Source organism: Desnuesiella massiliensis (assembly GCF_001403615.1).
Taxonomy (GTDB): domain Bacteria; phylum Bacillota; class Clostridia; order Clostridiales; family Clostridiaceae; genus Desnuesiella; species Desnuesiella massiliensis.
This window is the reverse complement of record NZ_LN879456.1, coordinates 428,343-446,366: the sequence shown is the minus strand read 5'-3', so window position 1 is coordinate 446,366 and position 18,024 is coordinate 428,343. Positions and strand designations below refer to the sequence as shown.

Annotated in this window: 17 protein-coding genes; 2 read left to right on the top strand and 15 right to left on the bottom strand. The window is 30.8% G+C overall.

What is annotated here, in order from left to right; translation table 11 throughout:
- Positions 1–346: 346 nt before the first annotated feature.
- Positions 347–586, top strand: a complete 240-nt coding sequence (locus BN2665_RS12765; RefSeq protein WP_055667498.1) for a hypothetical protein — start codon at positions 347–349, stop codon at positions 584–586.
- Between the two features lie 20 nt (positions 587–606).
- On the opposite strand, the gene BN2665_RS12760 is transcribed toward BN2665_RS12765, so the two are convergent.
- From BN2665_RS12760 to BN2665_RS12705, 12 genes are all read right to left on the bottom strand, one after another.
- Positions 607–1,200 (bottom strand): hypothetical protein, encoded by a 594-nt coding sequence (locus BN2665_RS12760; protein WP_154674939.1) that lies wholly within the window; start codon positions 1,198–1,200, stop codon positions 607–609.
- A gap of 153 nt (positions 1,201–1,353) precedes the next feature.
- Positions 1,354–3,324 (bottom strand): FtsX-like permease family protein, encoded by a 1,971-nt coding sequence (locus BN2665_RS12755; protein ID WP_055667496.1) that lies wholly within the window; start codon positions 3,322–3,324, stop codon positions 1,354–1,356.
- Positions 3,314–4,078, bottom strand: coding sequence for an ABC transporter ATP-binding protein (locus BN2665_RS12750; RefSeq protein ID WP_055667495.1), 765 nt, complete (start codon positions 4,076–4,078; stop codon positions 3,314–3,316). The genes BN2665_RS12755 and BN2665_RS12750 overlap by 11 nt, the downstream gene beginning before the upstream one ends.
- Before the next feature lie 74 nt (positions 4,079–4,152).
- Complete coding sequence (locus BN2665_RS12745; RefSeq protein ID WP_055667494.1) at positions 4,153–5,166, bottom strand: sensor histidine kinase; 1,014 nt, start codon at positions 5,164–5,166, stop codon at positions 4,153–4,155.
- The gene (locus BN2665_RS12740) at positions 5,150–5,866 is read right to left on the bottom strand and encodes a response regulator transcription factor (protein ID WP_055668393.1); all 717 of its coding nucleotides are present in this window, start codon (positions 5,864–5,866) and stop codon (positions 5,150–5,152) included. Before BN2665_RS12740 ends, BN2665_RS12745 begins: the two co-directional genes overlap by 17 nt.
- 59 nt (positions 5,867–5,925) lie before the next feature.
- The gene (locus BN2665_RS12735) at positions 5,926–6,315 is read right to left on the bottom strand and encodes a (deoxy)nucleoside triphosphate pyrophosphohydrolase (protein ID WP_055667493.1); all 390 of its coding nucleotides are present in this window, start codon (positions 6,313–6,315) and stop codon (positions 5,926–5,928) included.
- 303 nt (positions 6,316–6,618) lie between these two features.
- Positions 6,619–7,854: a 6-phosphofructokinase gene (locus BN2665_RS12730; RefSeq protein WP_055667492.1), complete on the bottom strand. Its 1,236-nt coding sequence runs from the start codon at positions 7,852–7,854 to the stop codon at positions 6,619–6,621.
- A 97-nt stretch (positions 7,855–7,951) separates the two neighbouring features.
- Positions 7,952–8,440 carry a PTS sugar transporter subunit IIA gene (locus BN2665_RS12725; protein WP_055667491.1) on the bottom strand — a complete coding sequence of 163 codons (489 nt, stop codon included), beginning with the start codon at positions 8,438–8,440 and terminating at the stop codon, positions 7,952–7,954.
- A gap of 14 nt (positions 8,441–8,454) precedes the next feature.
- Positions 8,455–9,096: a transaldolase family protein gene (locus BN2665_RS12720; protein WP_055667490.1), complete on the bottom strand. Its 642-nt coding sequence runs from the start codon at positions 9,094–9,096 to the stop codon at positions 8,455–8,457.
- Positions 9,097–9,146: 50 nt separating this feature from the next.
- A complete protein-coding gene (locus tag BN2665_RS12715; protein ID WP_055667489.1) occupies positions 9,147–9,860 on the bottom strand; it encodes a ribulose-phosphate 3-epimerase in 714 nt (237 codons plus the stop codon).
- Between the two features lie 175 nt (positions 9,861–10,035).
- Positions 10,036–10,866: a Cof-type HAD-IIB family hydrolase gene (locus BN2665_RS12710; RefSeq protein WP_074042305.1), complete on the bottom strand. Its 831-nt coding sequence runs from the start codon at positions 10,864–10,866 to the stop codon at positions 10,036–10,038.
- A gap of 17 nt (positions 10,867–10,883) precedes the next feature.
- Positions 10,884–12,035 (bottom strand): iron-containing alcohol dehydrogenase, encoded by a 1,152-nt coding sequence (locus BN2665_RS12705; protein WP_055667488.1) that lies wholly within the window; start codon positions 12,033–12,035, stop codon positions 10,884–10,886.
- Between the two features lie 306 nt (positions 12,036–12,341).
- Here BN2665_RS12705 and BN2665_RS12700 point away from each other — a divergent pair, with 306 nt between their 5' ends.
- On the top strand, positions 12,342–13,898 hold the full coding sequence (locus tag BN2665_RS12700) for a BglG family transcription antiterminator (RefSeq protein WP_055667487.1): 1,557 nt from the start codon (positions 12,342–12,344) through the stop codon (positions 13,896–13,898).
- Between the two features lie 58 nt (positions 13,899–13,956).
- Here BN2665_RS12700 and BN2665_RS12695 read toward each other — a convergent pair whose 3' ends face one another.
- The 3 genes from BN2665_RS12695 to BN2665_RS12685 all read right to left on the bottom strand — a co-directional run bounded on the left by BN2665_RS12695 (position 13,957) and on the right by BN2665_RS12685 (position 17,908).
- The gene (locus BN2665_RS12695) at positions 13,957–14,553 is read right to left on the bottom strand and encodes a YitT family protein (RefSeq protein WP_055667486.1); all 597 of its coding nucleotides are present in this window, start codon (positions 14,551–14,553) and stop codon (positions 13,957–13,959) included.
- A gap of 236 nt (positions 14,554–14,789) precedes the next feature.
- On the bottom strand, positions 14,790–16,199 hold the full coding sequence (locus BN2665_RS12690; protein WP_055667485.1) for a Sapep family Mn(2+)-dependent dipeptidase: 1,410 nt from the start codon (positions 16,197–16,199) through the stop codon (positions 14,790–14,792).
- Positions 16,200–16,291: 92 nt separating this feature from the next.
- Positions 16,292–17,908, bottom strand: a complete 1,617-nt coding sequence (locus BN2665_RS12685) for a PTS transporter subunit EIIC (RefSeq protein WP_082435905.1) — start codon at positions 17,906–17,908, stop codon at positions 16,292–16,294.
- Between the last annotated feature and the right edge of the window lie 116 nt (positions 17,909–18,024).

Sequence of the window (18,024 nt, the reverse complement as noted above, 5' to 3'; positions counted from 1 at the left end):
TATATTTTTATCCCTAACTTTTTTACATAAAACCAAAATCATAGATATTCCATGATAATTTTAGTCATCTTATTTATATATTAAAATAAGGTTTCTCTTTTATTATCTACTTGTGCTAGTTTATTATACCTTTCTAGTATAATTGTATAATTTCATTAGTCCTATTATTCTATCATTTGTCCCATGCATTAATAAGATAATAGATTAAGAATTTTCTATTTTGAAAATGAAAAGACTATTGCATTTATTTGTAGTCTTTAAATTTAAGCTGCAACAACCTTATTCGCAAACTTTTCCATATGTAATTCATATTAAAAATATAACTAGTACTATGGAGGGGGATTTCATGAGAAAAGTACTAATTACACTTGTTATTCTTATGCTAGCTATTCTTGTTTGGTATGGTAATAAAGATAAAGGGAAAATATTTTTAGATTTGACTACAGATAAAATTGAGGAGGCAGTGGTCACTTCTCCTGGCAAACAGATAAACAGGATATTAGACCATGAAGAAGTAACCTTTATTGTAAATCTGCTAAATAAATTAGATAAGAATTCTATTAAGGAATATAAAGGACCAAAATAACGCCTTTTACCTTAAATTTTTTATTCAAATATTACTATAATCCCGTTATTCTTCAACATCTTTTTACCCTTAACTAGTGCTGTTTCGGATTTATGTTTTGGTATATTTTTATCTATAAATTTTAAAATTTCAACTAATCCTGCTGTGAAGTTTCCAAATGCTATTTTAGAATTATCCCCTTTAAAAACAAGTCCTTTAAAATTAGAAAATATGATTGTTTCTATGTCAGACAACTTTATAGTTCTTGTAGAAAACATCTTTTTTGAAGTTATCTTATCCTTAGAAAGTATTATTTTATACTTAAAAAACATTATGATTAGTTTGATACCTATCAATACAAACAGTACTGTTAATGAATATCCACAAATATATAAGATATCTGTCATATTACTATTAATTCCATTTTCTTCAATAATTTCAGTAACATAATAATCCATAAAAATGGCACACAGAGAAAATATTAAAACAAGAAATATTCCTGAAAATAAAAGCAGTCGAGTTTTTTCGAAAACCATATCACCATCTTCATTGATCTTTGGTTTCTTAGTATACATATTAATTGTAAATTCATGCGATAATTTTGAAGTTATCATTGCTGTAGACAATCTGTTCACGCATCCTCTCTTGTTTATTATTGTTATTATTTTAACATAATGTTTATTATTTGTCATCAAGTGTAATAATTGGTTAAAGGTTCTTAAGAAACTTTTACTTCAATTCAAAAATCCCCTAAAGGCATTCTATGCATTAGGAGATTTCTACTTAAATTAAAAATACTTTTCTAATCCTTCTAATATCTCATCGCAATAAATCTTTTTACATAAAAAGTAATAACAAAATTGTATAAGTAAAAATGTAGCTGAAACTATTATATTAGAGTATATAAAATACTTTTTTAAATCGACAGAAGCATCTTTGTTAAATACTGTAGTATAAGCAAAAGCTAATACTATTCCAAGAATTGTTCCTATGAAAAGCAAGGGTTTAAGCTCACTGCCTATGAGCCTTCTTATTTCTTCCTCCGTAATTCCTATTCTATATAGACTCTTAAATTTTCTTTTATCAATGTCTACGTCTGCTAGTAATTTTAAAAATAGCACTATAGCTATGGCCAGGAAAAAGAATATTCCTAAATATGAGCAAGTAACTAATAGTAATATACTTCCTTGTTTATTATAAGTATAATGTTCTATTCTTGATGCAACCTTTAACAGTCTATCCTCGCTTTCATTTAAATACTTGGCATTAAAAGGTTTTGTATTTTTATTTGCTATAGACAACTCTTCTGTTAGTTCATCAACTATAGCTTTAGTATCCTTCCAGTTATTAAAATTATATAATTGAAATCTTCCAATCTCATAGCATTGCTTTTGTGCCTTAATAATATTATAATCCTCCTCATTTAAAACCATAATATGATTATAACTATAATTATTGCTATTGAATACGGCCTTAAAAACATTCTCCTGATTATATAACTCATATATTTCATTATAAAACGAAAGTCTAAGATTAAAGTTTTTAAAATTTTTCTTTTCACTTTCATTCATTTTTTCAAACTGATTTAAAAATATATATTTACCTTTAGTAACATTAAGATTAGTTTTTCCTAATTTATTTATTTCTTTATCCGTCATTATAATTTCATCATTTGGTCTTTCAATAGTTCCATAGTAATATAAGAATTCTAAGGCTTCGTGATTTATTATTTTCTCATCATTTTTTTCAGCTATAGTCTTTAACCTATCTGGAACTATTATATTTTTATCTCTAATTTCAGCATAAGATAAGTGATAAATATTTTCATCCACCGCAGCCTTTTCAGAGGTTACATAAAAGCTTAGCATAGTTCCTGTATAAAATATTACTACAGCAACTAAAAGAGAAAGCATGAATACTATTTTTTTGATCTGTCTAAACTTACTATTTAAGCTAGTTATAAATAAAAGTTCTTTATAATATATACCTTTTCTTCTTTTAAAATAATCTATTAAAAAACCTCCTAGTTGCGATATGAAGATGTATAAAGCTATTGATATTATGATGGTTATCAATAATAATATATCTCCATTTCCCTCATTAAATTTTCTATATAAAAAAATAAATGAACCTATAATTACAACTAGTGACATTATTGATAAAATAACACTATTAAATCTATTTTTTTGAATCTTTCTTTCAGCTTTTAAAAGATTAATTACTTCAAATTTATAGGTAGATATTATGGTAGTTATTAAATTTGCTAAGTAAATAGCGCTAAATATACCTATTGAAAATGCAAAATTCTTAAAGCTTATGATATAACTAATACTCTTTACTCCTAATAAGGATGTTATAATTATGAAAAATAATCTTGAAAAAACAAGGCCAGTTATGCACCCTAGCAATATTGAACCTATAGCTACTATTATATTTTCATAGATGATTATTTTTCTTACGTCTCCCACTGTCATACCTAGGGTCATATACACGCCAAACTCTTTTTTTCTCCACCTTATAAAGGAGGAATGAGCATAGCTTATAAAAAACAAAGAAAATAGAGCTAAAGCCACATTAGGTATAACTAGCACCTGCAAAACTCCCTTTTCTACTTGAGAACTTGTCCATAGGTTTTCATTAAAAATTAATACTGAGTACATAAAAAAGGTTGCTACTATGAAGCTATTGCATAAATAATAAACTAAATATTTTTTAATATTTCCCTTAAAATTTTTAATGGCAATATCCTTAAACCTCATAGCCCTCACCTCCAAGCAAAGCTAAGGAGTTAAAAATGCTGTCTAAGAATTCTTTTCTTGTACCTTTTTTAATTATTTCCGAATGAATCTCCCCGTCCTTAATAAATATAACCCTATTGCAAAAGCTGGCTGCAAAGACATCATGAGTTACTATTAAAATAGTGGCTTCAAGCTCTTTATTCATCTTTTCAAAGCATTCCATAATGCCTTTTGAAGACTTTGAATCTAGGTTCCCTGTAGGCTCGTCTCCAAAGATTATGGAAGGACTGTTCATAAGGGCCCTGCACACAGCGGTTCTCTGTTGTTGTCCTCCGGATATATTATAAGGATATTTATTACTTATATCATATATCTCAAAAAGCTTCATAAGCTCCTTAGCCTTTTTCTCCATATCCTCTGGTGACTTTTCATCTAAAATCATTGGCAGCATTATATTTTCTTGTAAGGTTAAGCTATCTAAAAGATTAAAGTCTTGAAATATATAGCCTATTTCCCTTCTTCTAAATAAAGCTAGCTCTTTTTTGCTCATTTTATATATATCCTTATTATTTATCTCTACTTTTCCTGAGGTTCCTCTGTCAATGCCGCTTAATATATTGAGCAAGGTTGTTTTTCCACTGCCTGAAGGCCCCATGATCCCTACAAATTCACCTTGTCTTACTGCAAAGGATATTCCATTTAATGCTCTTGTAGATTCCTCACCATTTTCACTGCCATATATCTTCGTTAAATTCTTTGCCTCTAAAATCTCCATAAAAGTCATCTCCTTTCAAGTATAATATTAAGATTATTTATTCCATATAAAAATTCATTTAAGTGAAAATAACCTTACATTTTTGAAAGGTATTTAAGAGTTACCTCTGTGCCTATGTTAACTTTTGACTCAGCAGATATTTCATGGTTAAGCTTCCAGGCTACTTCTCTAGCTATATACAATCCTATCCCTGTAGAATTTCTTAATTTTCTTCCATTTTCTCCTGTAAAAAAAGGCTCAAATACCTTTTTCAAATCATAGTCGGATATTCCAACCCCTTCATCTTTTATAGTTAAGAATGTATTATTCCCTTGCTTTTTAATATTAAAATATATGCTTTTATTACCCTTCTTTAGTGAACTGTATTTAATTGCATTTGTTATGATTTGCTCTATTACTACTCTGTTCCACTTTTTATCAGTCAATATTATGGTGCTTCTATCTTCACACTCTAACACTGGAAACACATTATTATTTATAAAAGCATTTCTATTGGTATTTATTATGCTTTTTATCTCATCATATAGATTAATTCTAGCAAGGTCAAAATCATTACTAAAGCTATCAAGTCTTATATAATTTAAAACTTGCTCTAAAGAATCATATAAATTATCATTTTCATAGGCTATATCCTTTAAAACTAATTGCAATTCTTCGTTCTTACTCTTGTTTTTTTCTATAATAAGTCCAATTACAGAAATATAATTTTTAAATTTATGTATGGCGCCACTTAAAAAATATATTTTATTTTTATATTCAGCTAAAAGCTCCTGCTCCTTTTCTTCATGTTTTAAAGTAATATATTTGATAGCTTTTGCCATCTCCTTCTGCTCTCTTGTCCATGCTCTTAGCCTATGATGTCTATCCAGTTGTATTGCTTGTATATCTTTATAAAAGCCACTATACCTAAACCAATCAATAATTAACAAAGAGGTCATAAGAAATAAGGTTATTATAAAAGGATATATAATTTCCACCTTCTGGCCTATGGTAAAGCTATAGAAGGCTGTCAGTAATAAAGAATTTACAACCATAAATATTATGTATACAAGTCTATCTATTAAAAAGCTTTTAATTCTGTTCCTCATTATTCTCTAACCCCTTTATTACATTATGGTCAAAAATATATCCTACTCCTCTTTTAGTTTTTATAATATTATAAATTCCTAGCTCTTTAAATATGTTCTTAGCTCTGGTTATATTCACCGTAAGTGTATTTTCATCAATAAAACACTCTTCATCCCAAAGCTCCTGAAAAAGCTCTCCTCTTTTAATTACCTTTCCTGGGTTTAATAGAAACTTATTAATGAGCTTAAATTCATTTTTAGTAAGCTCTATAGCTTTATCTTTAAAATGAACAGTAAAATCTTTTTCCTCTAAATACAATACCTTTTCTTTTGTCTCCTTTGAGGTATATGCGTATTCTCCATAGGTTCTCCTTAAAACAGCCTTAATTTTTGAATGTAGTATTTCTAACTTAAAAGGCTTAGTCACAAAATCGTCAGCACCTAAATCAATAGCTAAAACCTGATCCCGTTCCCCGCTTCTAGCAGAGATTATTATTATGGGAATATTAGACTTACTTCTAATATCCCGGCAGACATAATAACCATCAAAATAAGGTAGATTTATATCTAACAATATTAAATCTGGCTTTTCTCTATTTATTTCTTCTGCGATATTGATAAAATCCTCTACTATATGTACATCATATCCACTCTCTTCTAAATAACCTTTAATTAATTCACATAGTTTAAAATCATCTTCAATTATGCATAGCTTACTCATTTTTCCTCCTAATTCCAATAAACTTCCCCTAGCTTTTATGACTTACTACATATAAAAAACTAGAGAAACTTTTCTTTTAGCCTCTCTACAAAAGGAACATCTGCTGGGGCAAAGTTGTAACTATCTAGCTGCTCTCTTCTTACCCAAACACAGTTATCATGATCCACCAGCTTTATAGTCCCTGACATTATTTTGCATTTGAAGGCTATAAGTTTAATAATTCCTCTATCATATTGATGTATGTTTTCTCCAAAAAATTCTTTAACTTCTATCAAAACATCCATTTCTTCTTTTAGTTCTCTTACTAAGCTTTCCTCAGGTTTTTCTCCCTTATCTACTTTTCCTCCTGGAAACTCCCAGAAACCGCCTAATTGTTTCTCCTGTTTTCTTCTTGCTATGAGTATCTCTCCACTTCCATTTTCAATTATAGCAGCTACTACATCTATCATAATTACACTCCCTATCCTATTATAAAATATTTTCGCATTATATTGATAACCGAGACTTTCTCGTTCTATACTAATATTACCATATCTAAATTTATTTTTGCAAAAATACCCCATAGTGAACTTTATAAACTTCATAAAATTACTAAGCGGGAAGAAATTATGTTAAGTAAAAAAAATAAAAGAACAGACATCAATCTGTTCTTTCGCATATACTTTTATTTATCTATAAAAATAAATCAATAGAATTTTATATATTAGTGAAAATCACACTACTATTCCTTAATTCATTACACTCTCATAGTGCTATCTAAATAATCCCACATCTTTATATCTCAATAATCCATCTTCTCCTAAGGTATTAACCTCGCCTGTGATAAGGGGCTTTATGTAATTTATCATATCTTCTGTAACCCCATTTTTATACTCATTTATCCAATGTGCAGGTACACATTTTACCTTATTACAAACATCTTCAAGCTTAGAAAGCTTTGTAATACAATTATATTCTTCATGATTTTCTCTCTGTAGTGCAGCCATATATCCGGTATATCCTTCTAGTGCATAGTTTACTGAAGCTCTTCCAACCATTTCAGCCTCACTTAAATCAGTTTTAGATATACAGTGCATTGCACATCTTTGTATTACACCAATTTCTGATAACTTTACACTGCTGGTAATATTATTTTTTACTATTTGCTGAAGATATTTTCCTATACCTCCAAGCTGTTTATGTCCAAAAGCATCAGTTTCATAACAGTTATCATCTATATTTATATATTGTCCATTTTTTCCTTTAAGACCTTCCGAGGTTACTATTAAAAGTTTATTGTTATTTCTAAGACTTTTGTGTACATCTTCTAAAAATTTATTTCTATCAAAGATGACTTCAGGTAAGTATATAAGCTGATTCATGTTTGGTACTAATTTTTGCAATATGCCGGTGGATGCAGCTATCCATCCTGCGTCTCTTCCCATAACTTCCATTATCATAATGGAATCTTTTTCGTATGTATTTATATCAAACCACATTTCTAGACCAACATTAGACACATATTTAGCCGCACTTCCGAAACCTGGACAATGATCCGTTTCTACAAGATCGTTATCTATGGTTTTAGGAACTCCTATTACCTTTATATCATATCCTAAAATCTCTGCATACTTGCTTATTTTGTAGGCTGCGTCCATAGAATCATTTCCACCAATATAAAAGAAATATCTTATATCTAACTCTTTAAAAATTTCTATAAGTCTTATATAATCTTCATCATTATCCTCATAATTAGCAAGTTTGTATCTACAAGAACCTAAGGCTGAGGAAGGCATATACCTTAAAGCTTCTATTGAATCTTTAGAAAACTCCTCAATGTTAACTATCTTTCTATCTAGAATACCTTTTATGCCGTATAACCCTACGAAAGCTTTAAAAGGACTATCTAACGATAAAAACTCCTTTATTACACCATAAGCTGAAGAATTTATTACACTGCTGGGTCCTCCTGATTGGGCCACTAAGCAGTTCCCTTTAATATCCTTCACTTTAATACCTCCCTTTATATAGCTCAAAAGCCAACATTTTAAAAGTTGGCTTTTACAATTTTAAATAAATTTATAGCTTGTTTCTAAAATTTTATTCTTAATCCTTTTTGATATAGGTTGCAGCAATATCCTTCCCAGCTATTACTTTCTTTCCAAGGTTTGCTTCTATTGATTTATAAGTTGATTGATTGGTAAAAATAACTGGTGTAGTTAAATCATAACCCTTATCTAATAGGTATTCACGGTCGATCTCAATTATAGGTGTACCTGCTTCCACCTGTTCTCCCTCAGACACTAATGCTTTAAACCCAGTTCCTTTTTCCTTTACAGTATCCAATCCTATATGCACTAATATTTCTACTCCATTACTTAGCGTCATTCCATATGCATGCTTTGTCTCAAAAATCATAGTGATTACTCCACTATCACAAGCTACAAAGGTAGATCCTGTGGTATCAATGGCAAAACCATCCCCCATCATTTTCTCTGAAAATACGGAATCCTTTACCTCTTCTATTGCAATTACAGTACCACTCACTGGTGCAAGTAAATCAACACTATTTTTCTTTTTTAAAAAATTAAACATATAAACGCCTCTCTTTACTTTTCTACCTTTTCCCAGTCTTCTTTGAAAGTCTTTAATCCACTAGTAGTTAAGGGATGATTTAGAGATTTAATGAGCAGGTCATATGGGATAGCAGCGTAATCAATATGGTACATGGCTAATTGCTCTAATTGATAAAGATTTTTTATTGAAGCTGCTACCACCTTTGTTTTATAATTCTGATCTTTTATAATTTGTTGTATTTCATGAATTATTTGTAGTCCATCATTACCGATTTCTTCATTTCTCCCAACAAAAGGGAAAATATAATCAGCTCCTGCATTAATGGCTGCAATAGCTTGTCTTATATCAAATATCAATGTAATTGCTACCTTAATCCCAAGATTTTTTAAATATTTACAGAGTTTTAATCCCTCGGTAGAGAAATTTACTTTTATTACAATGTTCTTATTAATACATAAGATTTTATTAACCTCTTCTTTCATTTCTTCAAAGGTGTCTCCCATTACTTCACCACTTAAAAATTCTAGTTCTAGTGAAGAATACCTTTTTAGAAATCCGTAAAAATCCACGTTGTTTTTTAAATACATAGATGGATTAGCCGTTACTCCGCAAACACCCATGCTTAATGCAGCTTGTATTTGTTCTTCATTTGCAGTATCAATAATATATCTCATTGGAATTCTCCTTTTCTATATGAGCAATGAGTAAAATAATTTATGAAGTACTATAATCCCAATTTAGCAACTGATTCATCAATTGCTTTTCTGCATTTTTGAACACCAGCTGTAATTCCATCTTTTTCTCTGAATATAGCTGATGAAAGTACTATTACATCTGGATTGCATTCTATTAATGGTTCTAGATTATCTGAACGTAGCCCTCCATCTATGGCTAATTCACATTTAGGGTTTTTTTCATCGATCATTTTTCTTGCTCTTTTAACCATATCGATTACACTTCTTCTCCAGCCCCAGTTCTCTTGACCATCTGTTTCGTCAACTCCATGAGTAACTATGTGTAATCTATCTATATCATATATAGCCTCATCTACAAAGCATAATGGTGTATAGCAACCTACTGTTAATCCTACTTTCATTCCAAATTCTCTGCAGTAATTAATTATATAAGCTAAAGGCGCCCCTAAAAATTGCTCTGCTGGAATTATTAACATGTTACATCCTACTTTAGCTAATTTTTCTATAAATAATCTATCACATTCAGTTGTATATATATGACATTCAATCATCTTATCAGTTACTGGTCTTATGCCTTCTATTATTTGATGGCCTCCCATTAACTGCATATTCTTTAAATTGTACATATCAGCTGCATCTGAATGAACATAATCTGCTCCGGCATCCATTGCTTCCTTAACCACTGCTGCTATATTTCCATAGTTAACATGTGCTAATCCTGCTGCTATCTTAATATGTTTCATATATGACCCTCCTAGACTTTTTATTTAATTATTGTTTTATTGTTAATTATAAGAATTGAATTATAATGAGTTTTGAATCTAAACTCATCTTTATGTTACCTCCGTCAAAGCCTGTAGTCAATGGATTTACCACCTACAAAATCTACCTTTACATTGTGGCAAATTATAAATAATACTATGAATCTTCATTGATTATGAACTTTAAAATAGCCTTTGCCACCCCAGCATTATCGTTAGTATCAGTGATATAATCAGCCACTGCCTTTATTTCATCGCTGCCATTGCCCATAGCCACTCCTAATGCGGCATAATCTATCATCGATATATCATTTTCATTATCACCTATGCACATAATTTCACTTTTATCAATTTTAAGATAGCTGCTCAGTATTTTTATGGCTTCCGCCTTAGATGTACCAGCATTCATCACTTCAAAATTAAGTTCGTTAGAGCTTACTACTTCTAAATCACTATATTGTTTTAGCTCTTCCTTAGCATTTTTAACCATACCTATAAAATCCCTATTTCTATTAAAGGATATAGCCTTAAATATATCTCCATTATCTGCATCCAATAGATTATCTATTGATGCATTTTCAACAAATTGAATTCTATCTTCTTCTTTAAGCATAGGATTTACTCTCTTATAAGGATGATCTATTTCTACAGGCACATTACTAATAAGCTTATTGTATCCTTTGAAGTGAACTGTTAAATCATATTTAGATATGACCTCGTAAATCTTCTTTATTTGCTCCCTATTTAAATTCTTTTCATAGGATACATTCTTATACCTAAAATATGTTCCATTAGTTCCTATAACATGAACTTGGGGAGCTATAATATTTGCAAAGTATTTTCCAATATTATATGGCCTACCAGAAACTAATGCTATCTCTGTTCCTTTTTTTATAGCTTCTCGTAAAACTCTTATGTTTTCCGCTGGAATAGTAAAGTTACTGTCTAAAAGAGTGCCATCCATATCTATACAAACTAATTTATACATTAAGGTCTCCTCCTGATTTAATATGAGCTTCTGATAATATCTTGTAACTCTTCCTTACTTCCAAAAGGTAAGAATCCCAAAATTGGACACTGCAAAATCTCTTCTAATTGTTTCTCTGTTACACCAAAATCCTTTAAAGTTTTGTATAAACCAATAATCTTTAAGAACTTAACTAATTCATCATATAAAGCTTCCGCTGCCTCTCTATCCTCTGCCTTATATAGTTCCTTATTAAATTGTCTGGCAACCTTAGCAAACTTAGTTATATTATTGTTCCATGACCACTTAACAAAGGCTGGGAAAACTACTGCTAAACTTTCTCCATGTGATATGTTGGTTATGCCTCCTATAATTTCACTTAAAGGATGCGGAGTTGATGCACCTGAATTGGCTAAGCTGCATCCTGCTAAACTATCTGCTATTGCAAGGTTTTCTCTATATTCTAAGTTTTGCCCGTCCATAACAGCTTTTGGTAGGTTTTCTATTACCAGTTTCATGGCCTTAATTCCTTGAATATCTGTAAATACAGATGCTCTTTTATTTATATAGCTTTCAAAAGCATGGGTGAATGCATCAAATCCAGTAGAAGCAGTTATCTTTAGCGGAAGTGTCTTCATCAGCTCTGGATCTATTATACATTCATTTGAGAAGTTATTCGGATGAAATATTGTATTTTTTTCCAAACCTTTAGTAATCACTGCCGCTTGAGTAACCTGACTTCCAGTTCCTGATGTAGTGGGTACTACAATTAAAGGTAGTTTATATTCACTTAATGGCGAATAATTTTCAAAGGGATTTGTATAATTTGAAAATAAATTATCCCAATCTATGGATTCTAAGCCATTAGTTAAGGCTATTATCTTAGCTGTATCTATACTGGAGCCGCCCCCTACTGCTAAAATAAAATCCACCTTATGTTCTGCTGCTAACTTAAATCCTTCGTTAACAATCTCTACAGTTGGATTAGGTAATACCTTATCAAAATGAATTACTTCAATACCCTCTGAAGATAATAGATTCTTCACTCTTCCAAAAAGTTTATCTAATGGTTCCACATTTGGAGTTGTAACCAACATACATCTGTCCCCATACTTTGAAGATATTTTTGCTAGTTTTTCTAGCATACCTTGTCCAAAATGAATTTTTGATGGTTGAAAATAGTTAAACATCATTTTCCTCCCTTAATATTATTTTGATTGATTTAACATTATAACTTAATTATAATTAGCTCATATATAGCATTCAACATAGTTGACAGCAACAAAACTTAACTAAAAGATGTGGCAATTTATAGACAATATTGATTAAATTATTCTTGTCATCTTGATTTGTAAGGATACCCTTCAGTAGTTCTTTCCACCTTATTGTGGTAAATTAAACATTTAATGACCTTCGTAAAATAAATGTATTTTGTGTATAATAGTCCTAAAGATACTTTAATCTTCATAAACCTAGCACTTTCAAGGAGGTTGAATATGAACAAAAGAATAATATCGGAAGCTGAACTTTTGCTCAGTAAAAATGCTTATATGACAGTAAATACTATTGCAACCGCATTGAACTGCAGTAATAAAACAATTAGGAATGATTTATTGATTCTTGAAGAATGGCTTAAAGAATTTAATTTGACTTTAGATAAAAAGATAGGTGTAGGAATTGCCATTCGCGGAGATGAAAGCGTTAAACTTAAAGTTTTAAATAGCCTTGCTATAAAGTCAAACTTTATAGAAGAATATTCTCCAGAGGATAGAATAAACTACATTCTTGCAAAACTCTTTGTAAGTAATTCAAAACTTAGAATAAGGGATCTATCCAGTAGTCTTTATGTCAGTCGTGCTACCATACACAAAGATTTACTTGCTGTAGAAAAATGGCTAAAGAAATACAATATTAGGTTAGTTAGAAAAACTAATTATGGTACAGAAATAGATGCAAATGAAGAAAACCTAAGAGAAGCCATGTTCTATCTTATTTGTTCAAATAAAAGCTATCTAGAACTTTTAGATGTTTTAAACAATGGAGGGAAAGAAACCGGTATATCCTATACCCCTTTAAAAATTTTCAAAGATTTTATTGATATCGATTTTATTAAATTAAAAGATGCTGTGCTTTCTACAGAAAGTATTGTAAATTACAATCTATCAGACGAGTCCCTATTAGCTCTTTTAGTCAGTGTAATTATAATCTTTATCAGGGTATCATCAAATAAATATATTAATATTTCTGAAGAATATAAAGAAAAATTAAAGGGAACTTCAGAGTTTAATATCGCAACAGAATTATTTAGAAATTTAGAAGCAGCCTTTAACATAAATTTTCCAGAAGATGAGATATATAATTTAGTGCTGCACCTTCTATGTTCTAAAACAAATAATTTTATTAATAGTATGCTTAATATGGATAATGCAGATAATAATGAAGCTACAGAGGTTATAGCCATTGCTAAGGCTTTGATTCTTCACTGGGAAAACACAATTAGGGTTCCACTAAGTCAAGATAGTGAGCTTTTGGCATCTTTGGTGACTCATTTAAAACCAGTTATCAATGGCATTAAGTATGGAATATTCACCTCTAATCCAATTTTAGATGAGATTTTTAAATACTATCCAAACACCTTTAAGGTTGTAAAGGATTCTATATATATCCTTGAAGCATTTTTAGATGTTAAGATTAATGACGATGAAATCGGATATATAACGCTTCACCTAGCTTCGGCAATCGATAGAGCGAAGAAACCCCTTAAAACCCTGTTGGTTTGCCATGGTGGCACAGGTGAAACTATGTTTTTAAGAAACAAGCTCCGTCATGAGATTGGTGAATTAGATATAGTGATTACCAAATCCTCCTCCTTTATAAAGATAAGCGACTTAGAAGATATTGATATAATTATAAGTACTGTCCCCCTAAAGTTAAACATAGAGGTAGATATAATAAATATCTCACCAGTACTAAATAAACAAGACATCGTAAGATTGCGTTCCATTGTTAAAAATATATATACTATAAAAAATACTTTATCTATAAATAAATAATTTATATTATTAAATTTAGCAGCTTACTTTTATCAAGTAAGCTGCTAAAAACTTCTAACTAATTAAAATTAAGTTTAAATTTAGTGGTAATAAAGCTTACACTCTTCACTATTACTAATAAAGAAAGCAAAGAGTAAATTGATACCATATAATTTTTACTAATAAATCCTGAGGCAACTACCACAGTTCCATCTAATAAAAATAATATTACAGGCAGTTTTAAAAATTTGATCACTTTATTTATTAACATTGCAAGTAAATCAGTTCCTCCTGTAGCACATTCTCTTGTTAAAGCTATGCCGATAGCAGTTCCTACAAGTAATCCCCCGAAAATTCCAGCTATTAAAAGGTTATTCGTTATATGAACTTGTGGAATTAACTTTAAAAATATTGGAGTAGTTAATGTTATATATAAAGTTTTAATACCGAAGCTTTTTCCTAAGAATATTATTCCCATTATTAATAATGGCCCTGATATACCAAAGGATACATACTCCAAAGGTAGTCCTGTAATAGCATTTACAACTATGGACATTCCTGTTATACCACCCGGTGCTAATGTATGTTCTTTAAAAAAGAAGTTTACTGCAACAGCCATCAATAAACTTGATAGTGTTATTAAAAGATAATCCTTTACCAATTCCCTATTTTTCATTTTGTCACTCCTCGTATTTAGTTTTTAGCTTTTAGGTTTAGGCATCTCCAAAAAGATAACTAGTCAGTCTACTCGTATATTTGACTAGTTATTTTTTTACGATGCCTTATTCCTAAACTCTTTTTTATATTATCTTCACTAATACTTGCAGTCAATGGATTCAGCCCTCATAAAATCTACCTTTACAATGTGGTAAATTATAAATAATACTGCCTATTATTACTTATCTATAAGATTTATAGACGTAATATTGCCTCAAGATATATCTCTAAAGCCTTAAAGAAGCTCTCAACACTCATACACTCATTTTCTTTATGAGAATTTGGAGTTTCCCCTGCAAAAGTTGGCCCAAATCCTACACAATTAGGAATTGCCCTTGAATAGCTAGCGCCTCCTTTTGTTACTGGAGCAGGATGCTCACCCATGACGGTCTCATATGAGTCAAGAAGAGTTTTTACAAGATAACTGTCTGAAGGTATATATAAGCGTTCTCTTCTTTGAATAACCTGTACTGAAAGTTTGTCCTCCTCAGCCTGTAAAGAAAGTTTTTTTAGAATATAATCTTCTTCAATGCCCGCAGGATATCTAATATCAAAGCCCATAGCGAGCTCTCCTAAGCTATAAGAAAGGTAACAAAGGGCCATTGTAAGATATCCAGTTTCTTGGTGAGTATAGGATATTCCTATAGATTCACCAAAAGGCTTTTGTGGAAACCATTTGCCTATAATATAAAGTATATTTTTCAAAGCTTCATCTATATTTGAAAGATGAGAAAAATCTTCAAAAAAATCACACGCAGCATGAGGAGACCTTTGAGGGTTCCTCGAAAGATTTTTATTAGAAATATATTCAACTGTAGCGATATCTCCATCAAGACATACTCTTGAGGCTCCTTTTGCACATATTTCAATAGCTGCGTAGTCCTTTGTTTCTATCTCTACAACAATATGATTTAAAGCAAAGTCATGACTCTTATAGCATTGAATACCTACTAGCTTATGAGTTGAAGCTTTCGAAATCTTTATGTTTTTTCGTAATTCCCCACGTAATATTCCTTTCTCACAATTTACTACTGGAAAATCACAATCTGGAGAAAAAGCTATATCTGGGGGAGAATTTTTACTTAAATAATATTTCATGCACTCCCAAGTGGTTTCTTCTGCACCACCCACTATAAGCCTTATTTTCTTTTGGGGTTTATATCCTGCCTCCTTTAAAATTCTCATGATATACATTAAACCTATTATTGAAGCCTTATCATCATTAACCCCTCTTCCATACATAAATCCATCTCTTAAATCAAGCACATAGGGGTCTGATTCCCACTTTGAGATTTCTCCACAAGGTACAATATCTGTGTGGGTAAGAATGCCTACCACCTTTGTTGACTCACCATACTCTATATGAAGAGCATAGCCATCAAAAATCTCGCACTTTAATGAGAATTCATCAGCAATTTCTTTGATTAGATCAAAGGCTCTGCTTATCTCCTCTCCAAAGGGCATATTTTTCTTAATAGTGTTTTCATCTCTCACAGATGGCATAGCTACAAGCCTTCCAATATCTCTGATTATACATTCTTTGTAAAAATCTAACCTCTCTAAAAAGTACTTTTTTATCACTTCTCTATTTTCATCATGAGGCATTATCGGTTCCTCCCAAATAATTAGTAAATTTCTTTGGTAAAAAATTGAGTGATAGATTATTACTATCACTCAATTCAAATAACTTAAATTTATTAAATATTTTCTAATACATCTTTGACCTTTGTAGTCAACGTAGTGACACGAGTACCATAAATTATTTGAAAATATTTATTATTTCGCACAACTCCTAATGCCTCTAAATCATTTTTCCATACTTTTTCATCCGCAACTAGAGCTACATCCTTAACTGTTACACGAAGACGAGTGGCACAGCATGTTACTTCTTCAATATTAGAAGCACCCCCAAAAGCTTCTACAATAGCTTCTGGTAATTTATTTTTATTATCTGCCTTAGACTTTTCACCTTTTTTTATTTCATTATATTCTTTTTTACTCATAAATTTAATATCTCCCTCTTCATCGCTTTGACGTCCAGGAGTTTTAAGATTAAATTTCTCTATAAGGAATTTAAAAACGAAGAAATAAACTGCAAAAGTCAATGGTAAAAGGTAAATCAGTGCCATTGCATGAACCTTTTGTGGTTGTAAAAGGTTAGGTATCATAAAAAAGAGTGCATTTCCATTAATAGATACATTTGCCAACTCTGCAATTACATAGCACAAACCACAAAGGGGAGCATATACTGCGAAGTAAAGTGCTGGAGCAATGAACAGGAACGTATACTCTATTGGTTCTGAAATACCAACCAACATAAGTGTAAGAACAGCTGGTAATACTATTGAAAGAACTTTTTTCCTGTTTTCTTTTTTTGCCGTAAAGTACATAGCCGCTCCAACACCAGGAATACCAGCAAGTTGGAATAAAATACGACCAGTTGTAAAGTTTCTTGTTATATAACCTGTTGCACCAGCGGAGCCAGCCTGTCCATTAATTATATTTCTAACACCTTCAAATAAAGTTCCATCTATCATCATAGTACCACCAACACGTGTATACTCAATAGGGAATGCTATAAGATGATGTATACCAAATGGAAGTAGCATTTTATCCAAAGTTCCGAATACAAATGTTCCAAAAAGACCTGTGGATGTTATAAAATTAGTAAGGTATTGTAATAAGCTTGCAATTATAGGCCATACATAATAAGTGATAATAGAAAGAGGTACAGCCAAAAGAGAAACCATGATAATTACATATTTAGCTCCCGAAAAGAAAGAGAAAAGCATTGGCAATTCTTTTTCACACCATCTATTATTGGCCCATGCTGCCACAAGACCGCAAATAATACCGCTGAATATTCCCATATCAAAAGTGAATATTCCCGCAAAGTTTGTCCAAAGCGAATTAAAGTTCATAGCTTTTTCTTGAGTGTAGCCAGCTTTTATAAGATTATCTACAGTTACTGAACTTTCAGTCCATCCCATGTATCCTGCAAATTTGGAGATGGCTGTTATATATGCAAAGAATAAGAAAAGTCCTGCTAAAGCACCCCATCCCTTTTCTTTTTTAGAAAGGGTAAAGGCTATACCTACTGCAAACCATAAAGGTAGATAACGCATGATCATGAAACCGATTCCAGTTATGATATCAAAAATAGCATAGAGAATGTTTCCTTTTGGAAGGATATAATTTGTAAATGCACTACCAACACCTACATAAAAACCTACTATTACAAGGAGAATAACAGGAACCATCATAGCTCCAGAAAAAGTTTGAAGTTTACCTCTAATTGATTTCTTATTGTTCATTTTTCTTCCTCCTATAATTCAATATAATTCCTTTAAATAAAACTAAATTATAATTCAATTCTTAAATTAATTATATTTTAATAGTTTTTACAATTCAATAATGCTTATGTTTATAA

Coding starts and splice junctions, on each gene's coding strand:
- BN2665_RS12765 (WP_055667498.1), top strand. CDS start 347: ATGAGAAAAGTACTAATTACACTTGTTATTCTTATGCTAGCTATTCTT.
- BN2665_RS12755 (WP_055667496.1), bottom strand. CDS start 3,324: ATGAGGTTTAAGGATATTGCCATTAAAAATTTTAAGGGAAATATTAAA.
- BN2665_RS12750 (WP_055667495.1), bottom strand. CDS start 4,078: ATGGAGATTTTAGAGGCAAAGAATTTAACGAAGATATATGGCAGTGAA.
- BN2665_RS12745 (WP_055667494.1), bottom strand. CDS start 5,166: ATGAGGAACAGAATTAAAAGCTTTTTAATAGATAGACTTGTATACATA.
- BN2665_RS12740 (WP_055668393.1), bottom strand. CDS start 5,866: ATGAGTAAGCTATGCATAATTGAAGATGATTTTAAACTATGTGAATTA.
- BN2665_RS12735 (WP_055667493.1), bottom strand. CDS start 6,315: ATGATAGATGTAGTAGCTGCTATAATTGAAAATGGAAGTGGAGAGATA.
- BN2665_RS12725 (WP_055667491.1), bottom strand. CDS start 8,440: ATGTTTAATTTTTTAAAAAAGAAAAATAGTGTTGATTTACTTGCACCA.
- BN2665_RS12720 (WP_055667490.1), bottom strand. CDS start 9,096: ATGAGATATATTATTGATACTGCAAATGAAGAACAAATACAAGCTGCA.
- BN2665_RS12715 (WP_055667489.1), bottom strand. CDS start 9,860: ATGAAACATATTAAGATAGCAGCAGGATTAGCACATGTTAACTATGGA.
- BN2665_RS12710 (WP_074042305.1), bottom strand. CDS start 10,866: ATGTATAAATTAGTTTGTATAGATATGGATGGCACTCTTTTAGACAGT.
- BN2665_RS12705 (WP_055667488.1), bottom strand. CDS start 12,035: ATGTTTAACTATTTTCAACCATCAAAAATTCATTTTGGACAAGGTATG.
- BN2665_RS12700 (WP_055667487.1), top strand. CDS start 12,342: ATGAACAAAAGAATAATATCGGAAGCTGAACTTTTGCTCAGTAAAAAT.
- BN2665_RS12695 (WP_055667486.1), bottom strand. CDS start 14,553: ATGAAAAATAGGGAATTGGTAAAGGATTATCTTTTAATAACACTATCA.
- BN2665_RS12690 (WP_055667485.1), bottom strand. CDS start 16,199: ATGCCTCATGATGAAAATAGAGAAGTGATAAAAAAGTACTTTTTAGAG.
- BN2665_RS12685 (WP_082435905.1), bottom strand. CDS start 17,908: ATGAACAATAAGAAATCAATTAGAGGTAAACTTCAAACTTTTTCTGGA.